Origin of the sequence: Shewanella sp. VB17, assembly GCF_013248905.1 — a bacterium.
Lineage (GTDB): Bacteria > Pseudomonadota > Gammaproteobacteria > Enterobacterales > Shewanellaceae > Shewanella.
In genome coordinates this window covers 4,213,450-4,229,981 of sequence record NZ_JABRVS010000001.1, presented here as the reverse complement: position 1 = coordinate 4,229,981, position 16,532 = coordinate 4,213,450, and the positions used below count along the sequence as shown (strand labels likewise).

The following is a 16,532-nucleotide window of genomic DNA, read 5'->3' as shown; positions in this document are numbered from 1 at the left end:
TTATTTGGAGTGTTGAATAATATGAAGATATTGCTAATCACATCAGCTATTTTGATGACTGCCCCTTTTGCTGCTTTAGCGGGTGGAAATTTGGTTGAAGATAATAAAACATTGAGTGCTGATGCAGAGCTTGGTGCGACCATTACGACAGGTAATACTGATACGACGTCACTTAAAGGTCGCCTTGATATGAAGCATGAATTTGGTCATTGGGAAAACCAATACCTACTTGATGCGCTATATAAAGAGGATACTGGTGAGGTGACAGGTAAGCGATACTACGGCTTAGTGCAAGCTAACTATCAGTTTAATGACACCAGCTATTTGTTTATTAATGCTAATCATGAAATCGATCCCTTTACAGGTTTCGATTCAACATCTACGCTCTCATCAGGTTATGGTCATAAGTTTATTGATACAGGCACAAGCTTATTTAATGTGGAAGTAGGACCTGGTTATAAATATAAACAACTTGATGATGAGAGTGCACTTGAAGCTGGCTATGATACAGAAAAAAGCTTGGTCGCTCACGGTGTGGCTAACTTTGAAACTAAAATTTCTGCTAGCTCTATGTTTAAACAAATGTTTATTGCTGATGTGGGTGAAAGTCTAGAAGGGCGTTCTGAGACTTCTATTACGGCTAATATCGTTGGTGCATTAGCGATGAAATTTGCTGTGATTGTTCGTTACAATAGCGAACCATTAGATGATAAAAAGAGTACCGATACGGAAACGAATATGACCTTGCTTTATTCATTTTAATTGCTCAATGTTCTCTTTATTTTTATTTGATAAAGCACCTTTTGGTGTTTTATCTTTTTGTCAGTTGCATGAATATTCTTACAAAAAATGCAGCGAGGTCATATAGAAAACAAGTCATTATAAAATACACTATGATTAAAGTCATATTGTGTAAATTTGTTATTGGAGCATAGAGATGAAAGAGGGGATTATTTTATCTGTGTGTTTACTGCTCATCACATTTCAAGTAAAGGCTGACGAATATCATTTTGTATCCATTGAAAACTTATTTGAACAAGAAGTTGGGCGCAAGGTATTACCGTATTTTTACAGCAAATTAGGTCATCAAATCACCATCACCCCATTACCGGGTAAGCGTGCTTCAACGATGCTCTCTATCGGTGAAAAAGATGGAGAGATTATGCGTATTTTTTCCTATGGGATCGAACACCCTGATGCCATACGTGTCCCGACTCATTATTATTCGTTACAAACGATGGCTTTTTATAAAAAAAATACAGGCATTGTCATTAAGACTAAGGATGATCTTGCGCAATATAAGGTAGCTAAAGTACGTGGTGTTAAACATACCAATAATATGACCAAAGGCATGCGTTTTGTTTACGATATGGAATCAACCTTAGCCATGATGGACTCGCTCGAATCTGGGGAGGTTCAAGTTGCCCTCACCAACACTATCGATGGGCTTATAGCCATAAAAGCTAGGGGATACAATGATATTGTAAAATTAAGTGAGCCCTTAAGTGAACTGTATTTATATCACTATATTCATCAAGATCATCCAGAGCTTGCCTCTGAAGTGAATGAGGTGATTAAAAAAATGGCAGCCAGTGGCGAGCTCGAAATAATCATCGAACAAGCTGAATATGAGGTATTTAATCATAATGGTTTACGCTTTCCCAAAGTACCAAAAAGCTAATTTTGGGCGTATTATGTGGTTTGTGTTTTGAATATTATGGTGTTAATTTTTAGCGTCCACTTGCCGTACGTCTTGGACTGAACTCACAGCAAGTGGTAGATTTCCCTGAAAGTTAGACCGTTAACTTTGCAATATTTGTAAAGGTAAACTTAGCATATCGTCTCCTGTGCCGGCGAGATACCAGATAATACCGATTAATGCTCCAACGGTGAGGAGATACCAAATGGTTGAGAATATCTGTCCATATTTGTCCAGAGGGAGTAAGTGACTTTGATGGCGAGTTTTCCATTCGAAGACAATTTCTGCACTACCAATTAAGAGTAAAAATCCTAACAGTGCTAAACCCAATGTATAACTGATATAAACGCCAATGGCAGCACCGATAACGCAGGCTGCTAATCCCATAATGCTGTTCATGGAGAAGCTAACACTTTTCAATATGTGGCCACCATCCAATGGTAATATAGGGAGTAGGTTGAATAGATTTAATAGCGCATTGAATGCGGCTAAGCCGGCAAAGAAAGGGCTTTTGGTTATCCAAAAAGCGACTAGAGCCATGACTGACATTAATAAACCAAATGTCGGTCCCATTATCGATATGACAACATCTTGCCAGCGGGTATTAATTTTTTCGTCACTGAGAGCGAGTCCACCCATAAATGGGATCAGGTAAATGCCTTTGGTTTTCATGCTGAAGTATTTCATGGCTCGAATATGACCATATTCATGGAAGACTAAACAGGCGATGAGTGCGAGTGCGAATTGAAAGGAGAATAACCATGAATAAGCGGCAACACTAGCGCCTGCTAGCACAACTTTTATCACTTTTGCACTCTTAAGGAGTTTAAATCCAAGAGAGGCTAAGCCCACTAGGCTGAACTGACGTTTGACTTCAATTGGCGTCGCAGGAGTTTGGCGTTCAATATCTTTGTGGTTTCGAGTCCCTTGAGTGATGATGGAATCATCGACAGTTAAGCGATAATCCAAATTGAAAGGTTGCCAGATAAGGTTGACTTCGAGGCTAACATTGATTATGTCACCTTCATCTTTAACGGTTGGTGAAGGTAAATCTGTCGGATGTGTTTGGGCTCTCTCGGTTTGAGTTATCTCGGGATGAATTCGCTGTGATGTGAGTTCAAACTGATGGATTTTTAGTCTTTCATTATCAGCAGATGCCTGTTTTACCGATACGAGTGTATTTCCCCAGAAAAGTTGTTGCCAGCCAGCCATTGAACCTTCTAATCTAAGCTCTTTCCCTAAATAATCAATTCTTAGTAGTTCCACTGTATTCTCTTAGTATGATGTAAATTTTAATACTGTAGAGAATTATGCATGGAAATATTGAAGGATGCGAGCGCTGTAAAATCAGAGTGCTAAGGTGAGGTGTGAGCTCATACCCAGATAACGTCAAAAGTAGGATTATGTATTAATGCTTGGTACTGTAATCAAATGTCAATTCCTGATCTTGATTAAAGACCATACAGGTTCCATGTTCGCGTTGAGTACGATTAAAAGCAGGTCCAATATGTAACTCTACATTAGGGAAGATATGCTTGTGAGCTTCAACATGATGGTCACGATAATAGTTGTTGACTTCCAGTTCAAGATGGTCATGTTCCGCTTGCTCTTTATTACGTCGAGTAGAGAGCTGTTCCTTTTCTTCAAACATGACCTCGACTTGTGCTAACATCATTTCATCATCTTGCCACTCAGTTTTTGGTGGTAGTTTGTTTATTTTTGCATCCAATTCCAAAAGTGACACCACCATGGCTTTAACACTTTGATCTAATTCTTTAAGTTGGTGCCTAAGCTCACTTTGTTTCATCGCACAAAAAACCTCGGTTTTGGTCCCTGCTGTAGCACCAATAATGACAGCGATGACTCCGTTATCAGCTTTGGCTATACCGCCCACTAAGTCACCTCTATTGCCTTTGGGATCACTAACCGTTAGTTTTTGCTTAGTCTTGGTGTAGCTGTGGAGCAATTGTTTAGTGACTAAAATGTCTCCTTGTGCTTCAAGATCAGAATATTGAATGAACTGAGCACAGATTTGCCCGTTTGCTCTAATCTTGGTAGATAACTCTTTTTCTTTCAGCTGTCTACCTATGATGCCCTTACTGACAATGACATCTCCTTCTGCAATTAAGGTTGCTGAGTCGACAAAACCCATAATGGTAATATCACCTGTACTTTTGACTACCATGCCTTCATGCACATCACCTGTAACTAAAATACTGCCTTTAAAGTCGACATTACCATAGCCTACATCGACATCTTTTATATTGAGCACATTATCAACTAGCATGCCGGTTTTGGTCTCTACAGGCTGCCCTGATACTGAGGCTATCAGTTGATTGGGATCGCTACTGCATAGCTCTGTGCCATCGCCGACTTTGAGTGAGATATCTTTACCTGGAATCGGTGATAACACTTCACCATGTATATTGTAACCACTGGTTCCCATGGTTGCTGGATGTTTGACAAGCAGAAGATCTTTTGGATCGACCATTATCACTGAGCCTAAGTTGTGCATATCGACTGTGCCATCTTCTCTTTCTTGTGGTTGCAATAATCGTTCTCTTGCAAGAGGGACTTTGCGTTCGAGAGATGCATTTACCCCGTGAATGCAATCCTTTCCGGTTGCAATAATACATTCACAGGTTTCGCCTGGTTGTTTTTTTGAGATTTCTTTGAGTAACGTTTGGATTTTTATTTTACTTAAGCCCATGCAAATATTACTCGACTTAAGTGCTTGAAGAATATTCTGAATGGTGATTTTCTCTCCCCCCCAAGGAGCGGTAAGCTCCATTTGGGCTGACATTTTATCTTCAGCTATTTTGACATTAATTTGTCCATCAATACGTTCTGCTATTTTGAAAAACTGTTCAAATTGTCCGTCATCTTGACCGCAGAGTTGATTCACTTGAACAACGGCTTTTTGTATTATATTTTCTAAGGGGTGCAGTTGATTAAATTCTGGGAGCGTAAGAAGCTGCATAACCGCCTCTTCTGAAATCGGACCATGAGTATTGGGGAGTAGTTTAAATTCAATAAATTTTTTATCAATACTGAGTTCAATAAGTTCAGGAGGCAGCATATTCAATTCCATCTGTGATGATTCGACACTTTTTTATTTTGAGTATTACAGTGTAAACTTTAGTCTTAGAAGCGGTAAAAACCGAAAAATATCTAAGCTAACCTATTTATAATAGAAGTGATATGCGAATAAAGGGAGGAAATATTAAGTGGTATTAAATTTTAACACCACTTAATATCTGCAGTGATTAACTATGTGTCTTGTGAGAATAAATTTTGTATTTATTATTTTCTGCTTGTACATTAACAGAGCCAAAAAATTCAACAATTGTATCACTATAAGGGAGATGCCGGTTGGCGACAATATGCCAACAGCCACCTTTTGCTAATTTCTGTACACTATCTTGTACAAATTTCTTGGCGATCTCAGTCGTACTTTGCAAACCATCATGAAAAGGAGGGTTAGAAATAATCCCATCAAAACGGCCTTGCGTTTGAGATAACCCGTCGGAAGCATAGGTTTTAGCGATAAAATGATTCGCTGCTAGTGTTAATTCACAAGATTTTAAGGCCATCGCATTGATATCGACGCATTCAACTTTTAGCTCTGGTTGAGCCTTAAGCAATGCAGCCGCTATTATCCCTGCTCCACAACCAAAATCTACCACTCTTCCTGATAACCTTGGTAAGTGTGAAAGTAACAATTTAGTGCCTTCATCTAGACGTTTTTCACTGAACACCCCAACCAAATTACAGATAGTGATTTCACCTTGTGGGGTATCGAGTTGATACTTACTGACCCAATCGGAGAGATTAATCGCCGGTGCTTGTTTGATAAGTTGACTCGTGAAGAGTAAGCAATGTCTCGCATTAGCTTGTTTGAAAGGGGGATCAAAATACTCAGGGATCTGTTTCACAATCGATTTGACACCGCCTTTATTTTCGCCAACGACAACCAGCTCACCCTTTGGACATAAATGTGTTCCAGCAAGATTGATGAGATAAGCAGCGAGAGCTTTGGCTTTTGGATAATAGATAATAATGCTATCAAATTTTTCATCAATCGTGGGGAGTCGATGGCCAAAATGTAGAGTTAAATTCTCTGTAGGCTGACGACTCATGACTAAGTGATGATGATAATCAAGTGATAACGCGGTAACACTCTTAGCACTGTCTAGCAGGCGTTTAGGTAATAAATCGGCCTCATAGTTGAGTATTAACACATTTTTATGAGAAAAAAAGTCACTATTTTTAAGAATAAGTTGCGATGGATTCGTTAACACTGACAATCACATTAAAAAAATTTGACCGCAATTATAGCGTAAAAAAGTGGTCATACAGTAATTGATTTGTGTTTTTTGTGGCTTTAATTCGACAGAATATGGTGTCCATCATATGTATTTTATCCTGTGGTTTCAGACTAAATCAGTGAAAAAGATGTAAATATGTAGGCGACATAGCATTTACTTACCTAAGCTGTACTTGGGTGATGTTTTGGATCAGTTTAACTTTATGCAGTAGTCAATTGGGCCATTAAAGTGTCATGGAAAATATGGTTGATGGTAGGGGACCTTTTAGATGCATTTTTTGGCTACATGGATGTTATTATTTTATCTTTTTTGTGCACATTCAATCGCAGCTCAAGTGATCGTCAATGATTCAGCTGTTGATCACCGTCTTTCTCTACAAGAATTACGGTTGATTTTTTCTATGCAGAAAACCTACTGGCCAGACGGTAATAAAATTCATGTCTTTATCCTCACTCCAAGTTCAGATTTACATAAAGAATTTTGTGTCCAGCAATTAGATATGATGCCTTATATGCTACAAAAACGCTGGGATCGTTTAGTTTTTTCCGGTACAGGTGAAAGGCCTGAAATATTAAGATCTGAAGCTGAAATGAAACAATTGATTTTGCAAACGCCGGGTGCAATTGGCTATATCAGTAACACCGGATCCTTAGCGAGAGGCTTATATGAATAAATTCGCTAGATTTTACTTTTTATTTATATTACTCATTTTATCTATTCCATCAGTAGGCTCGGATTTGCAGTTAAATGGTTTCATTGGCCAAGGTTATGTTTATGCTGATGATAGCCAATTTGTTGTTGGTAATGATGATCATGCTTTTGACATCACAGAAGCGGCTTTTGCTGTTTCATGGAAACCTATTGAGCATGTAAGGGTTGCCAGTGCGTTGAGTTTTAGGCAATGGGGGGAGTTATATGACGCCAAAGTTAAATTTGATTATCTCTTTGTTGAGTATACGCATCTATTTGGACTGGCGACATTAGGTATTCGTGGCGGGTTATTTAAGAATGAATCTGGTTTTTACTCAAGTACCCGTGATGTGCCTTTTACTCGCTCTAGTATTATGTTACCTCAATCGATTTATAGTGATTACTTTCGTGATGCCCAGTTGCATATTGAAGGCGCTGATGTATTTGGCATACATCAGATTTTTGATGGGACTCTCGATTGGCACCTTAGCCTTGGTAAAGTCGATGTGACCGAAGATTTAGAAAATAATGTGCTGGGAAGTGCTAACTTAGGTGAATTTGATTCTGAACATTATTATGCTGTTGATGTCGAGTTTCAAAATGACAATGTTTGGTTAGGGATCACTTATTATAATGGCAAAGTTAATTATATTTCCCCAATCTCTGACAGTTATTTTTCAGGTGATATTCAATTAATTAATTGGGTTTTTTCAGGGCAATTTAGGTATGAAAATTTTGAATTAACGGGAGAATATCTAACGGGTGATACTGTTATTAATGGATTATCGCTTTCGCCTCAATTGGGAGAGTTTACAGAGCCTAGCTTGGGTTATTACTTAGAATTACGTACCTATCTTCCTAATGAAGTTGAGTTATTTGTTCGGTTCGATAAGCAAATAGATAACACTAATGATAAAGATGGACAAGGGTATGCAATGAATTCTGGCTTCCCTGCTTATTATGGTTATGCCGATGATTGGACTTTTGGAACACGATGGTTCCCCAGTCATAATTGGCTACTGACATTAGAATATCATCAAGTAGAAGGCGCTTCTTGGGTGACACCTCTTATCTCTCCAATGCCTTCCGAGCAGGCAAAATATTGGTCAATGTTTGCAATGCAGATCTCATATCGATTTCAGTGGTAAATGAATGAAAATAGGCAATAGGACTCGTATTTTTATCAGCTTAAAATGGCAACTTTTAGTGGTTGTTTTAGTGATGCTCACCATTTTGGGGGGAGTATTGGGAGGGTTTACATTTCGGCAGCTGATTAACCAACAGAACCACCTGTTAGAGTCATTGAAAAACCAATTATCTCAAAATTTAGACAGCGCTATTTTATTAGCCGTGGATAACTCGCTTATTACAGCAGAGCAGATCACATTGCTTATTAATGATAAAAATAGCACCAATGTTGGTATCAACCAATATCAAATGATGTTTGACGACCGCTGGCCTGATATTCAACTTTACTGGGGGCTGAATTCAATACGATTAATATCACCGCTAGGGGAGGTCCTAGCTCATGGGGGAAAGCCCATTGATACAGAAGATATTCACTGGTTTAAGTCGAAAAAGTTCAATGGAGAGCCACATTGGCGTATTGTTTGTCGTCAGGAATGCGTGATTCAAGTCTTAGTACCAAGTCTTATCCATGGCGCTTCTTATTATCTATCTCTCGAATCAAGTTTGATTGATATATTATCAATTTTCAGGGTGAATGAATCGTTTGAATTAGCAGTTTTCGGACCAGAGATCGATAATCCCACCGGATTCCATTATTGGTCAAGACAGTTGTATAGTTTAAGTAACAAGAGGACCAGTTTACCGCAACTAGAGCAAGCCGTTAAGCTATTTTCATGGAATGATATTGCCAGTAAAGGCAGTGTATATGAGGTTAACAATGAGCGTTCAGCTGTCTGGATATTTCCGTTAACTGAAGGTGATGATTCACCTGCGATATTGGTGATTAATAATATTAATGCCTGGCAATTATTTCTAGATGAATTTCAAGAGAATATGCTGGGTACCTTGTTAATTGCTTTCGTTTTATCTGGGTTGGTGATTTTTTTGGTTGCTTGGGCACCCATTGTCAGCCTCAGTCGACATGCGACTTTATTACCTTTACTCGCAGAGCATGATTTTGATATTTTGAAGCGGCAGTCACCAATAAAGTCTCCATTGGTGATTGATGAGGTTGATTTGATCAATGTTGCGACTCATCAGCTTGCGGATAGACTTCAGCATTTAGAATTAGAAGTTGCTGAGTATACTGAAGAATTAGAAAGACTCACTATGCTAGATACCCTTACAGGCTTACCTAATAAAGCGATGTTAATGCACGAGCTTAATAAGGCTATAGCCTGTGTTGGAAGTATTCATGATCAAGTAGCCTTAATGTATCTGGACTTAGATGAGTTTAAACGAATTAACGATACATTAGGTCAAATTCAGGGGGATGAGCTGTTAAAAATAGTCTCAACCAGATTAAATAATAGTGTAAGGGCGATGGATACCGTCTTTAGGCAAGGTGGTGATGAGTTTCTTATTTTACTAAGAGGAATACGGTCAGATGAAGATGTGCGTAAGATTATTCATAAAATCTTTTCCTCTTTACAGCAACCTGTAGCGCTAGGGCATCATAAGTTGATTGTGACAACCAGTATAGGCGTTGCCTATTGTAAGAGCATGAAGATGCGGGCGGAAGAGTTAATTAAGCATGCAGATCTTGCGATGTATAAAGCTAAAGATGCCGGTCGCAGTAATTATCGTGTATTTACTGATGATATGTTACTCAAGGCCAGTAATAAAATGATGATAGAACAAAGTATTGATATGGCATTGGAGTTGCGACAATTATCTTTGTATTTGCAACCTATTGTGGCATTAGCTGATGGAAAGCTTAAAGGGTTTGAAGCGCTGATCCGCTGGGATCATCCTGAGCATGGATTAATCATGCCTGATGATTTTATTCCTGATATTGAGGGCAGTGATGCGATGATCCAAGTGGGTAATTATGTTTTGGAAGAATGCGGAGCCATGATATCTCGCTTCAGAAAGTTAGGTTGGGATGATCTTTATTTAGCCGTGAACTTGTCAGCTAAGCATTACATGGACCCCGATCTTATTCCTTTGGTACAACATATTTTATCTAAATATAAACTTTCTCCTCAAAGTTTATTATTAGAGGTGACTGAGGAGAGTGTGATTGAGCAGGTAGATTTGGCCATGTCATCGATGCAGTCATTAAAGCAGATTGGCATTCGCATTGCGATTGATGATTTTGGTACTGGCTATTCTTCTCTCAGTTACCTCAAGAAGCTGCCTTTTGATGTATTGAAAATTGATCAATGCTTTATTACTGATGCTCTTAATGAGGGGGTCGATCCGCATATTATCACAACGATTATCGATTTGGCGCATCACTTAGGACGTACCGTTGTCGCTGAAGGAGTTGAAACGATAGAACAAAGCAATTTTTTAGCCAGAGTAGGATGTGAGCTTGCACAGGGTTATCTGTATTCTAAACCTTTAGATGAAACCGAGATTAATACTATCCTAAGTACCATAGAGAAGAGTAGGATTTGGCCTATAGGCCTTGTATCTGACTTAAGGCAGTTTGGCTGTTAAACAATGACATAGAGCGATGAATAACCAATAAGGTTAGCTCCTTTTCTGGGAGCTAACCTTATATATTTTTAACACTAATAGCACATTCTATGAGTAAGATTAATTGACTTGAACTTGTTCTACGTCTGTTGCATTTATTTTTGGCTGGTCGATGACAAGAGAGGCTTTATTTTTACTCTGAACGCTCGGGGAGCTTGTTACGTTAATTTGATTGTTAAGTTTGGCCTTTTTTGGCAATAAACTCATCAATTTATTGGCGATATCTATATTGTCTTGATAGCCATTAAACAGTGTCGATGCTGGGCCAGCAGCAAAGACTTGTACATCAACTGCTGTATGAGCTTGGGTTGTCCATCCTGTATAGGAGCGAATATCAATGATATTTTTAATGGCCGTTGTCATTTCATCAAGACCCTGTGTGCGAGCCAGAGTGAGTTGGCTCACTTCTTCAGAGTTAAGTTCAAAACCCAGTTTACTGCTTACTTTTTCTTGCCAGTTATCATCATCAAGTGACAGTGAAGCTATCACATCAGGGCTATTGACTACGCCATGAATGATGTCTGTTTTCCAGAGATATTCATCATTTGCACCTATACTTAAACCGCCAGTATTATGATCGGCTGTGACTAACATTAACGTATCGTTATGTTGACGTGTGTATTGTTCAACCACTTCGAGTGTATTAGCGAATTCATCCATTTCTGCCATGGCTGTAACGATATCGTTATTGTGGCCAGCCCAATCAATAAGGCTACCTTCAACGAGTAAAACAAAGCCATCTTGATTTTTAGATAATAGTTCCAGTGCTTTTTGAGTCATTTTACTGAGTTTATGCTCACCTTTATCATTGATAGCCCAGGGGAGCTGAACCTCTGCAAATAGACCGATAACTTTGGGTTTCGTGATTGAATCTAGCTTAGAGAAGTCTGCAAGATACTGATAACCCTTCTTTTCAAATTCTTTGAGTAATTGAGGTGGAAAATATTTTTGACCTCCACCTAGCATCACATCAGTGTCTGTATCGAGTAAACTCTTGGCTATTTCATCATAATTATTACGACTTTCATTGTGAGTTAAAAAAGCCGCGGGTGTTGCATGATTAATTTGTGATGTCACTGCAACGCCAGTAGATAAACCCAAAGACTTGGCTTTTTCCATTATGGTGGTGATTATTTGTTTATCAATATCGACAGATATGGCGCCATTGTATGATTTTATACCAGTGGCTAAAGCGGTTGCAGCAGCAGCTGAGTCTGTCACATAACCACTGATACGAGCTGGATATGTGCTGGCAGTACCGACTAATAATCTATCAAATACTGTTTGTTCAACTTCTTCGGTATCTGGATTGTCTTTATAATAGCGATAAGCACTGGTATAGGACGGGCCCATACCGTCGCCAACCATAATAACAATATTTTTAGGAACACTAAGTGTTGTTCCCATCATGGTAAGTGCAGGTGTGTCATTATTAGCATTGGCAATGCCTATTAAGCTGCTAGATAAAAACGTCAGACCGGTAAAGAGGGAACGTGTTAGTGTCATTGAATTTGCCTTTATGCTGATTTAATTCGCGATTCAATAGCATCCATTAGCATGCCGGTAATATCGACATCGAACGCTGCTTGGATCTCTTTGATACAAGTAGGGCTAGTGACATTGATTTCGGTGAGTTTATCACCAATGACATCTAGTCCGACAAAAATAAGTCCCCGTTTTTTAAGTTCAGGTCCAATAGCACGGGCTATTTCCCAATCACTTTCCGAAAGGGGTTGAGCGACGCCGCGTCCTCCTGCGGCCAAGTTGCCTCGCGTTTCTCCTTTTTGAGGAATACGGGCTAACGAATAAGGCACGGGTTCACCATCGACCACTAAAATACGTTTGTCACCTGAAGTGATATCTGGAATAAACGCTTGAACCATAGCGTATTGTTGTCCATAGCTTGTTAATGTCTCAATGATCACTCCTAAGTTAGGATCATTTTCTTTAACCCTAAAGATAGAGCTGCCACCCATGCCATCTAATGGCTTAATGATGACGTCTTTTTTCTGTTGGTGAAAATCCCTGATCCTTTGTTGATCGCGAGTGACAATCGTTTCAGGTGTAAATTCAGAAAACCAAGCGGTAAAAAGTTTCTCGTTAGCGTCGCGAAGGCTTTGAGGCTTGTTGACGATAAGCACCCCAGCTTCTTCTGCTCTTTCAAGCATGTAAGTCGCATAGATAAATTCTGTATCGAAAGGAGGATCTTTGCGCATTAAGATCACATCAAGATCGGCCAAAGGGGTGTCGATAGACTCCCCCAGTGTGAACCAGCTGGCTTCGTCTTGTTTAACGCTTAAGGTGCGCATGGTCGCCATAGCCTGGCCATTAACCATGGCAAGATCCCGCATCTCCATGTAGAAGAGTTGGTAGCCCCGATTCTGAGCTGCAAGTAACATAGCAAAACTAGAGTCTTTCTTTATGTTGATATCTGCGATGGGGTCCATCACTATGCCGAGCTTGATCATGAATTTACTTCCTTCTGTCGAGGGTCTTAAATGAGAAGGTGATAGGAGGATGCTACCCCATATCGCCAAATTTTAATTGCAATGCACTCATCGCGGTTAAGGCTGCAGTTTCTGTTCTTAATACTCTAGGCCCAAGCAAAATATCGATAAAATGATGTTGTTCCGTCATCATTATTTCGGTTTGCGAAAGCCCCCCTTCAGGCCCAATCAAGAGTCTGATTTTTGACGATTTTAGAGATAAACCATTGATGCCATGTTCTGCTCTAGGGTGCAGGTTTAACTTCATCGCATCAGTGTGTTCAGCTACCCATGTTTCTAGGGTCATAGCGGGTCTAATTTCAGGGATCTGATTACGACCGGATTGTTCACACGCCCCTATGACTATTTTTTGCCATTGCAATATTTTTTTCTCTAATCGTTCGCCTGAAAGTTTGACACCACAACGTTCAGAAAATAATGGGGTAATAGTATTCACACCAAGTTCGACAGATTTCTGTATAGTGAAGTCCATGCGATCGCCACGTGAAATAACCTGTCCTAGATGAAGGTGTAGTGGTGATTCAGTCTCATTAAGGTGAGAAGTTAACAGTTTAACCGAGACATTTTTCTTACTGGCTGAAATTATCTCTGCGAGAAATTCTTGACCATCACCATTAAAGAGGCTGATCTGTTCGCCGCTGTTCATCCGTAACACTCGTCCAATATGTGATGCCGCTTCATCATCAAGTTCGACTGTGTTGCCTAGGGTTAACGGTAATGCTTGATATATTCTTGGAGTTCTCATTTTTCCCTACTTTGCTAGCGTTTGAGGCATTGCTTGTGCGTCACAAAATTTCTTTACAAAGGAGTTATGATTCCCTTGAGTGAGTGCAATTTCTTGATCTCTTTTGCATTCGATAGTATCAACAGGATAAGTTTTATCCCATGCTTTAAATAGCTTTAATTGATTTTTGGCAATATTAAAATTGTATGCTTGATGCATATACAGATAAGTGCGTGCGATCTGACCTCGAGTATAGCTAGGTGGCTCAGCTTTTCTTGATTTGAAGTCAATGGTCATCGCGCATTGGCCATACTGCTCGTGTATGGCGTTCCATTGACTGAAGCGATAGTTACTTCTGTCGCCATTTATTTCACCTATGGCGGGGACTAAATTATGAAGATCAGCTTCCATTTTTTTAAATTGAGCATCTGTTTTACCACAGTTTTTACGTCCCCCCTTTTGCCAGCATTGACGTTGGTGACCAAACTCCCAGGCGGGGACAATATGTTCCCATTCAATACGCACTGCGCGTTTTTGTTGTTTTCTAACCTGGTAACCACAGCTTGATAAATCTGTTTGCCATTTTTTACCGTTGATCTTGATGTCACAGCCACAATAAAAGCTGGTGGCGGGAAGATGTTGAGAATAGATCTCTTTAGCGCGTTTTTTTGCTTGAGAAAAACTGGTAGGGTGAGAAGGGGAGGAGTAAGACGATGCTGAAAAGAGCAACGATAATCCTAACCCTATGATGAAGGCTGAGCTAATTTTATAAAATGATTTCAATCTATTATCCCTAAGGAGTGATGCGATAAACATCTTTCCAAATACTAATGACAAAACTGTGCCTGCCTTGCTCGGAATTCTACTGGATGAATAGCCCAAAGCAAAGGGGAAGATTTGAAAGCTGAAAAAGAGGTTTGGGTATCGAAGTCAATGTACAGCTCGTAGGGCATGAATTAAAGATGAAGTATGAGCTCTTTCTTACAGTGCCGACATCGATATTTCGTTTCGCCTTTAACGACCTTATTATGGCGCCTGATACTTAGCTGAACAGGCCCGCAATCACATTGATAAGAGAACTTTCTCCCCTCAACAGATCGAGTATTCATGTTATGTGTTGTATTCGGTGGTAATGCGAAGAGGCGTACCATCAATGCTTGCCACTCTTGTCCGTGTGGTTTGACTTTGCCGTACATCTGATACGCTAACAGGTGACAGATTTCATGTGGGATAACGTGTTGAATGAAAGTATCCTGATTTTCAGTCAGTAAAGTGGCGTTGAATCTAAGCCTATTTTGCTGTAAATGTGCGGTGCCAGCACTTTTTCCTCGGAGTTTAAAACTGATCTCAGGCTTAGGGAAAACGTGGTCTAGTTGTTTTTCAGCTAATGAATAGCACTCGAGGATACGTGAAGCAACATGATTATGTAACGGGATTTGATATATATAATTTAAGCTTTTAAAGTCTATGTTAGAAGCTTTGGGCTTAATTGTTTTGGCGGTGGGGCGAAATAAATTAAACATAGTGCCGTGATCAATTGAGAGTTAAAGGCACCCAGAATGCTGGGCACCAAAATACGGATTATAAACTTGCAGCCCCTGCCATGACCATTGTTTTTATTTGCGCTAAAATTTGAGCTTCTGTTGTGGCGTTATAGCCCGTCACTCTAGGTGTATGAATATGACCAACGGGGATGTTACTGTTGAGCTGTTGTCCGAGTAAAACAGCACGATAAGATATTTCATTGGAAAGGTAGCCACCACCTGATCCTTCAACTGATATCGAGTTTTTCAGTTCGGTTAATGAACGAGGATAAAAAGCCCCTTTAGCCAATGTCCTGACTTTATGATTATCATTTGTTTTCCATTTCCCTCCTGCAGCGCGCATTGCTTGTACTGGGAGTGAGAATTCCACAAACTCAGGGCCATTTAGGCTCTTCCCTGCAAGCATAGGGGCTAAGGGGTTTTGCTTAGTGGCACCTGTCAACACATTGAGGTTATCTGGTGCTGCAGCGCTTCGATTACGACCAGGAAAACGCTCAAAATCGAAGTTATCTCGTCCCATGCTGACGGTCAGGATCATGTCGACACTGTTGTTACGATAAATAGGCGTGAGGAGCGATTCTATAAGCCCTTCATCAAAATCAGCAAAACGCACCGGGATCATGACTGTTTCAATTTGAGCCTGTTTACCAGCAACAGAAAATGTAAATCCATCTAAGGCCAATGCAACTAAACCTGATGGGTTACTTTGACCTATATTACGGTCAAGAAAAAAGGGATCAAACCCGGTGAGTAAAATTTTAATTTGAGCATCATCATTAAATTTAATATGACTCAAGCCTCTAGATGACTTTTCCACGGTCTTTAATAATATTTCTCGTTGCCATGGGGCGATATTGAATTTGGGATTATTGGTTTTTAATGTGTTAAGCATCATAAGGCGGCTCCAGTAGAGCGGTCTGTCATCGATTGCTCCAGACTGAACATCTTGTAAGGCTTGTACCCATAATCGTTCCCCATAGTCTGTGACCATGTTAGTGACTTCAATCTCATCAGTGCTCTGACTATATCGAGTGTTAAAATTATCCATTAGGTTTTGATAACGAGAAGTGATTTCTGGCAAGGTTATTGAGGCCTGTTCAAGTCTTAGCTCTTCGGTATTAAGCTCAGTTTGTGCATTAACATAAGGTAAGTAACCAACAATCATGAGGAAAAAAAATACCAGATTAGCTTTATTCATTTGTGATCCTTTTATTGGAATGAGCGATATTTGGAATAGGTAACTAATATGAGTTCATTGTTTCTTATTTGTTTGCCTTGTTTCTAAATGATGCTTTTTGTTGTGTTTTTTGTTTGTGTAGCAGTATGCAGTAGAGTGTTTAAGATGAAAAGGGGGAAGACGAGTGAATG

14 protein-coding genes are annotated in these 16,532 nt (G+C 39.6%); 5 read left to right on the top strand and 9 right to left on the bottom strand.

All coding sequences use genetic code 11. The features are described from left to right. The first annotated feature begins 21 nt into the window (after positions 1 to 21). A complete protein-coding gene (locus tag HQQ94_RS18305; protein WP_173295763.1) occupies positions 22 to 762 on the top strand; it encodes a YdiY family protein in 741 nt (246 codons plus the stop codon). A 175-nt stretch (positions 763 to 937) separates the two neighbouring features. Then, on the top strand, positions 938 to 1,681 hold the full coding sequence (locus tag HQQ94_RS18300; protein ID WP_173295762.1) for an ABC transporter substrate-binding protein: 744 nt from the start codon (positions 938 to 940) through the stop codon (positions 1,679 to 1,681). A 120-nt stretch (positions 1,682 to 1,801) separates the two neighbouring features. Here HQQ94_RS18300 and HQQ94_RS18295 read toward each other — a convergent pair whose 3' ends face one another. The 3 genes from HQQ94_RS18295 to HQQ94_RS18285 all read right to left on the bottom strand — a co-directional run bounded on the left by HQQ94_RS18295 (position 1,802) and on the right by HQQ94_RS18285 (position 6,000). Continuing rightward, positions 1,802 to 2,965: a site-2 protease family protein gene (locus HQQ94_RS18295; RefSeq protein ID WP_173295761.1), complete on the bottom strand. Its 1,164-nt coding sequence runs from the start codon at positions 2,963 to 2,965 to the stop codon at positions 1,802 to 1,804. Between the two features lie 142 nt (positions 2,966 to 3,107). Beyond that, on the bottom strand, positions 3,108 to 4,778 hold the full coding sequence (locus HQQ94_RS18290) for a DUF342 domain-containing protein (RefSeq protein ID WP_173295760.1): 1,671 nt from the start codon (positions 4,776 to 4,778) through the stop codon (positions 3,108 to 3,110). A gap of 187 nt (positions 4,779 to 4,965) precedes the next feature. Continuing rightward, a complete protein-coding gene (locus HQQ94_RS18285; RefSeq protein ID WP_173295759.1) occupies positions 4,966 to 6,000 on the bottom strand; it encodes a methyltransferase in 1,035 nt (344 codons plus the stop codon). Between the two features lie 295 nt (positions 6,001 to 6,295). Here HQQ94_RS18285 and HQQ94_RS18280 point away from each other — a divergent pair, with 295 nt between their 5' ends. The 3 genes from HQQ94_RS18280 to HQQ94_RS18270 are packed head-to-tail and all read left to right on the top strand — an operon-like array spanning position 6,296 to position 10,350. Further along, positions 6,296 to 6,700: a hypothetical protein gene (locus HQQ94_RS18280; RefSeq protein WP_173295758.1), complete on the top strand. Its 405-nt coding sequence runs from the start codon at positions 6,296 to 6,298 to the stop codon at positions 6,698 to 6,700. Continuing rightward, on the top strand, positions 6,693 to 7,865 hold the full coding sequence (locus HQQ94_RS18275) for a hypothetical protein (protein WP_173295757.1): 1,173 nt from the start codon (positions 6,693 to 6,695) through the stop codon (positions 7,863 to 7,865). The genes HQQ94_RS18280 and HQQ94_RS18275 overlap by 8 nt, the downstream gene beginning before the upstream one ends. 4 nt (positions 7,866 to 7,869) lie before the next feature. Continuing rightward, positions 7,870 to 10,350 (top strand): bifunctional diguanylate cyclase/phosphodiesterase, encoded by a 2,481-nt coding sequence (locus tag HQQ94_RS18270; RefSeq protein WP_173295756.1) that lies wholly within the window; start codon positions 7,870 to 7,872, stop codon positions 10,348 to 10,350. A 99-nt stretch (positions 10,351 to 10,449) separates the two neighbouring features. Here HQQ94_RS18270 and HQQ94_RS18265 read toward each other — a convergent pair whose 3' ends face one another. From HQQ94_RS18265 to HQQ94_RS18240, 6 genes are all read right to left on the bottom strand, one after another. Continuing rightward, a complete protein-coding gene (locus HQQ94_RS18265) occupies positions 10,450 to 11,799 on the bottom strand; it encodes an alkaline phosphatase (protein ID WP_254304220.1) in 1,350 nt (449 codons plus the stop codon). A 107-nt stretch (positions 11,800 to 11,906) separates the two neighbouring features. Next, entirely contained in the window at positions 11,907 to 12,857 is a 951-nt protein-coding gene (gshB, locus tag HQQ94_RS18260) for a glutathione synthase (protein WP_173295754.1), read from the bottom strand. Positions 12,858 to 12,909: 52 nt separating this feature from the next. Beyond that, the gene (gene rsmE, locus HQQ94_RS18255; RefSeq protein ID WP_173295753.1) at positions 12,910 to 13,641 is read right to left on the bottom strand and encodes a 16S rRNA (uracil(1498)-N(3))-methyltransferase; all 732 of its coding nucleotides are present in this window, start codon (positions 13,639 to 13,641) and stop codon (positions 12,910 to 12,912) included. A gap of 6 nt (positions 13,642 to 13,647) precedes the next feature. Next, positions 13,648 to 14,403: an endonuclease gene (locus HQQ94_RS18250; RefSeq protein ID WP_254304095.1), complete on the bottom strand. Its 756-nt coding sequence runs from the start codon at positions 14,401 to 14,403 to the stop codon at positions 13,648 to 13,650. Positions 14,404 to 14,576: 173 nt separating this feature from the next. Continuing rightward, positions 14,577 to 15,143, bottom strand: a complete 567-nt coding sequence (locus HQQ94_RS18245) for a SprT family zinc-dependent metalloprotease (RefSeq protein ID WP_173295752.1) — start codon at positions 15,141 to 15,143, stop codon at positions 14,577 to 14,579. A 58-nt stretch (positions 15,144 to 15,201) separates the two neighbouring features. Further along, on the bottom strand, positions 15,202 to 16,362 hold the full coding sequence (locus HQQ94_RS18240) for a hypothetical protein (RefSeq protein WP_375335702.1): 1,161 nt from the start codon (positions 16,360 to 16,362) through the stop codon (positions 15,202 to 15,204). Positions 16,363 to 16,532 lie beyond the last annotated feature (170 nt).

What these genes read in the sequence shown, in the direction of transcription:
- HQQ94_RS18240 (WP_375335702.1), bottom strand. Translation starts at nt 16,362, where the DNA reads ATGAATAAAGCTAATCTGGTATTTTTTTTCCTCATGATTGTTGGTTAC.
- HQQ94_RS18300 (WP_173295762.1), top strand. Translation starts at nt 938, where the DNA reads ATGAAAGAGGGGATTATTTTATCTGTGTGTTTACTGCTCATCACATTT.
- HQQ94_RS18280 (WP_173295758.1), top strand. Translation starts at nt 6,296, where the DNA reads ATGCATTTTTTGGCTACATGGATGTTATTATTTTATCTTTTTTGTGCA.
- gshB (WP_173295754.1), bottom strand. Translation starts at nt 12,857, where the DNA reads ATGATCAAGCTCGGCATAGTGATGGACCCCATCGCAGATATCAACATA.
- HQQ94_RS18265 (WP_254304220.1), bottom strand. Translation starts at nt 11,799, where the DNA reads ATGATGGGAACAACACTTAGTGTTCCTAAAAATATTGTTATTATGGTT.
- HQQ94_RS18290 (WP_173295760.1), bottom strand. Translation starts at nt 4,778, where the DNA reads ATGCTGCCTCCTGAACTTATTGAACTCAGTATTGATAAAAAATTTATT.
- HQQ94_RS18275 (WP_173295757.1), top strand. Translation starts at nt 6,693, where the DNA reads ATGAATAAATTCGCTAGATTTTACTTTTTATTTATATTACTCATTTTA.
- rsmE (WP_173295753.1), bottom strand. Translation starts at nt 13,641, where the DNA reads ATGAGAACTCCAAGAATATATCAAGCATTACCGTTAACCCTAGGCAAC.
- HQQ94_RS18305 (WP_173295763.1), top strand. Translation starts at nt 22, where the DNA reads ATGAAGATATTGCTAATCACATCAGCTATTTTGATGACTGCCCCTTTT.
- HQQ94_RS18270 (WP_173295756.1), top strand. Translation starts at nt 7,870, where the DNA reads ATGAAAATAGGCAATAGGACTCGTATTTTTATCAGCTTAAAATGGCAA.
- HQQ94_RS18245 (WP_173295752.1), bottom strand. Translation starts at nt 15,143, where the DNA reads ATGTTTAATTTATTTCGCCCCACCGCCAAAACAATTAAGCCCAAAGCT.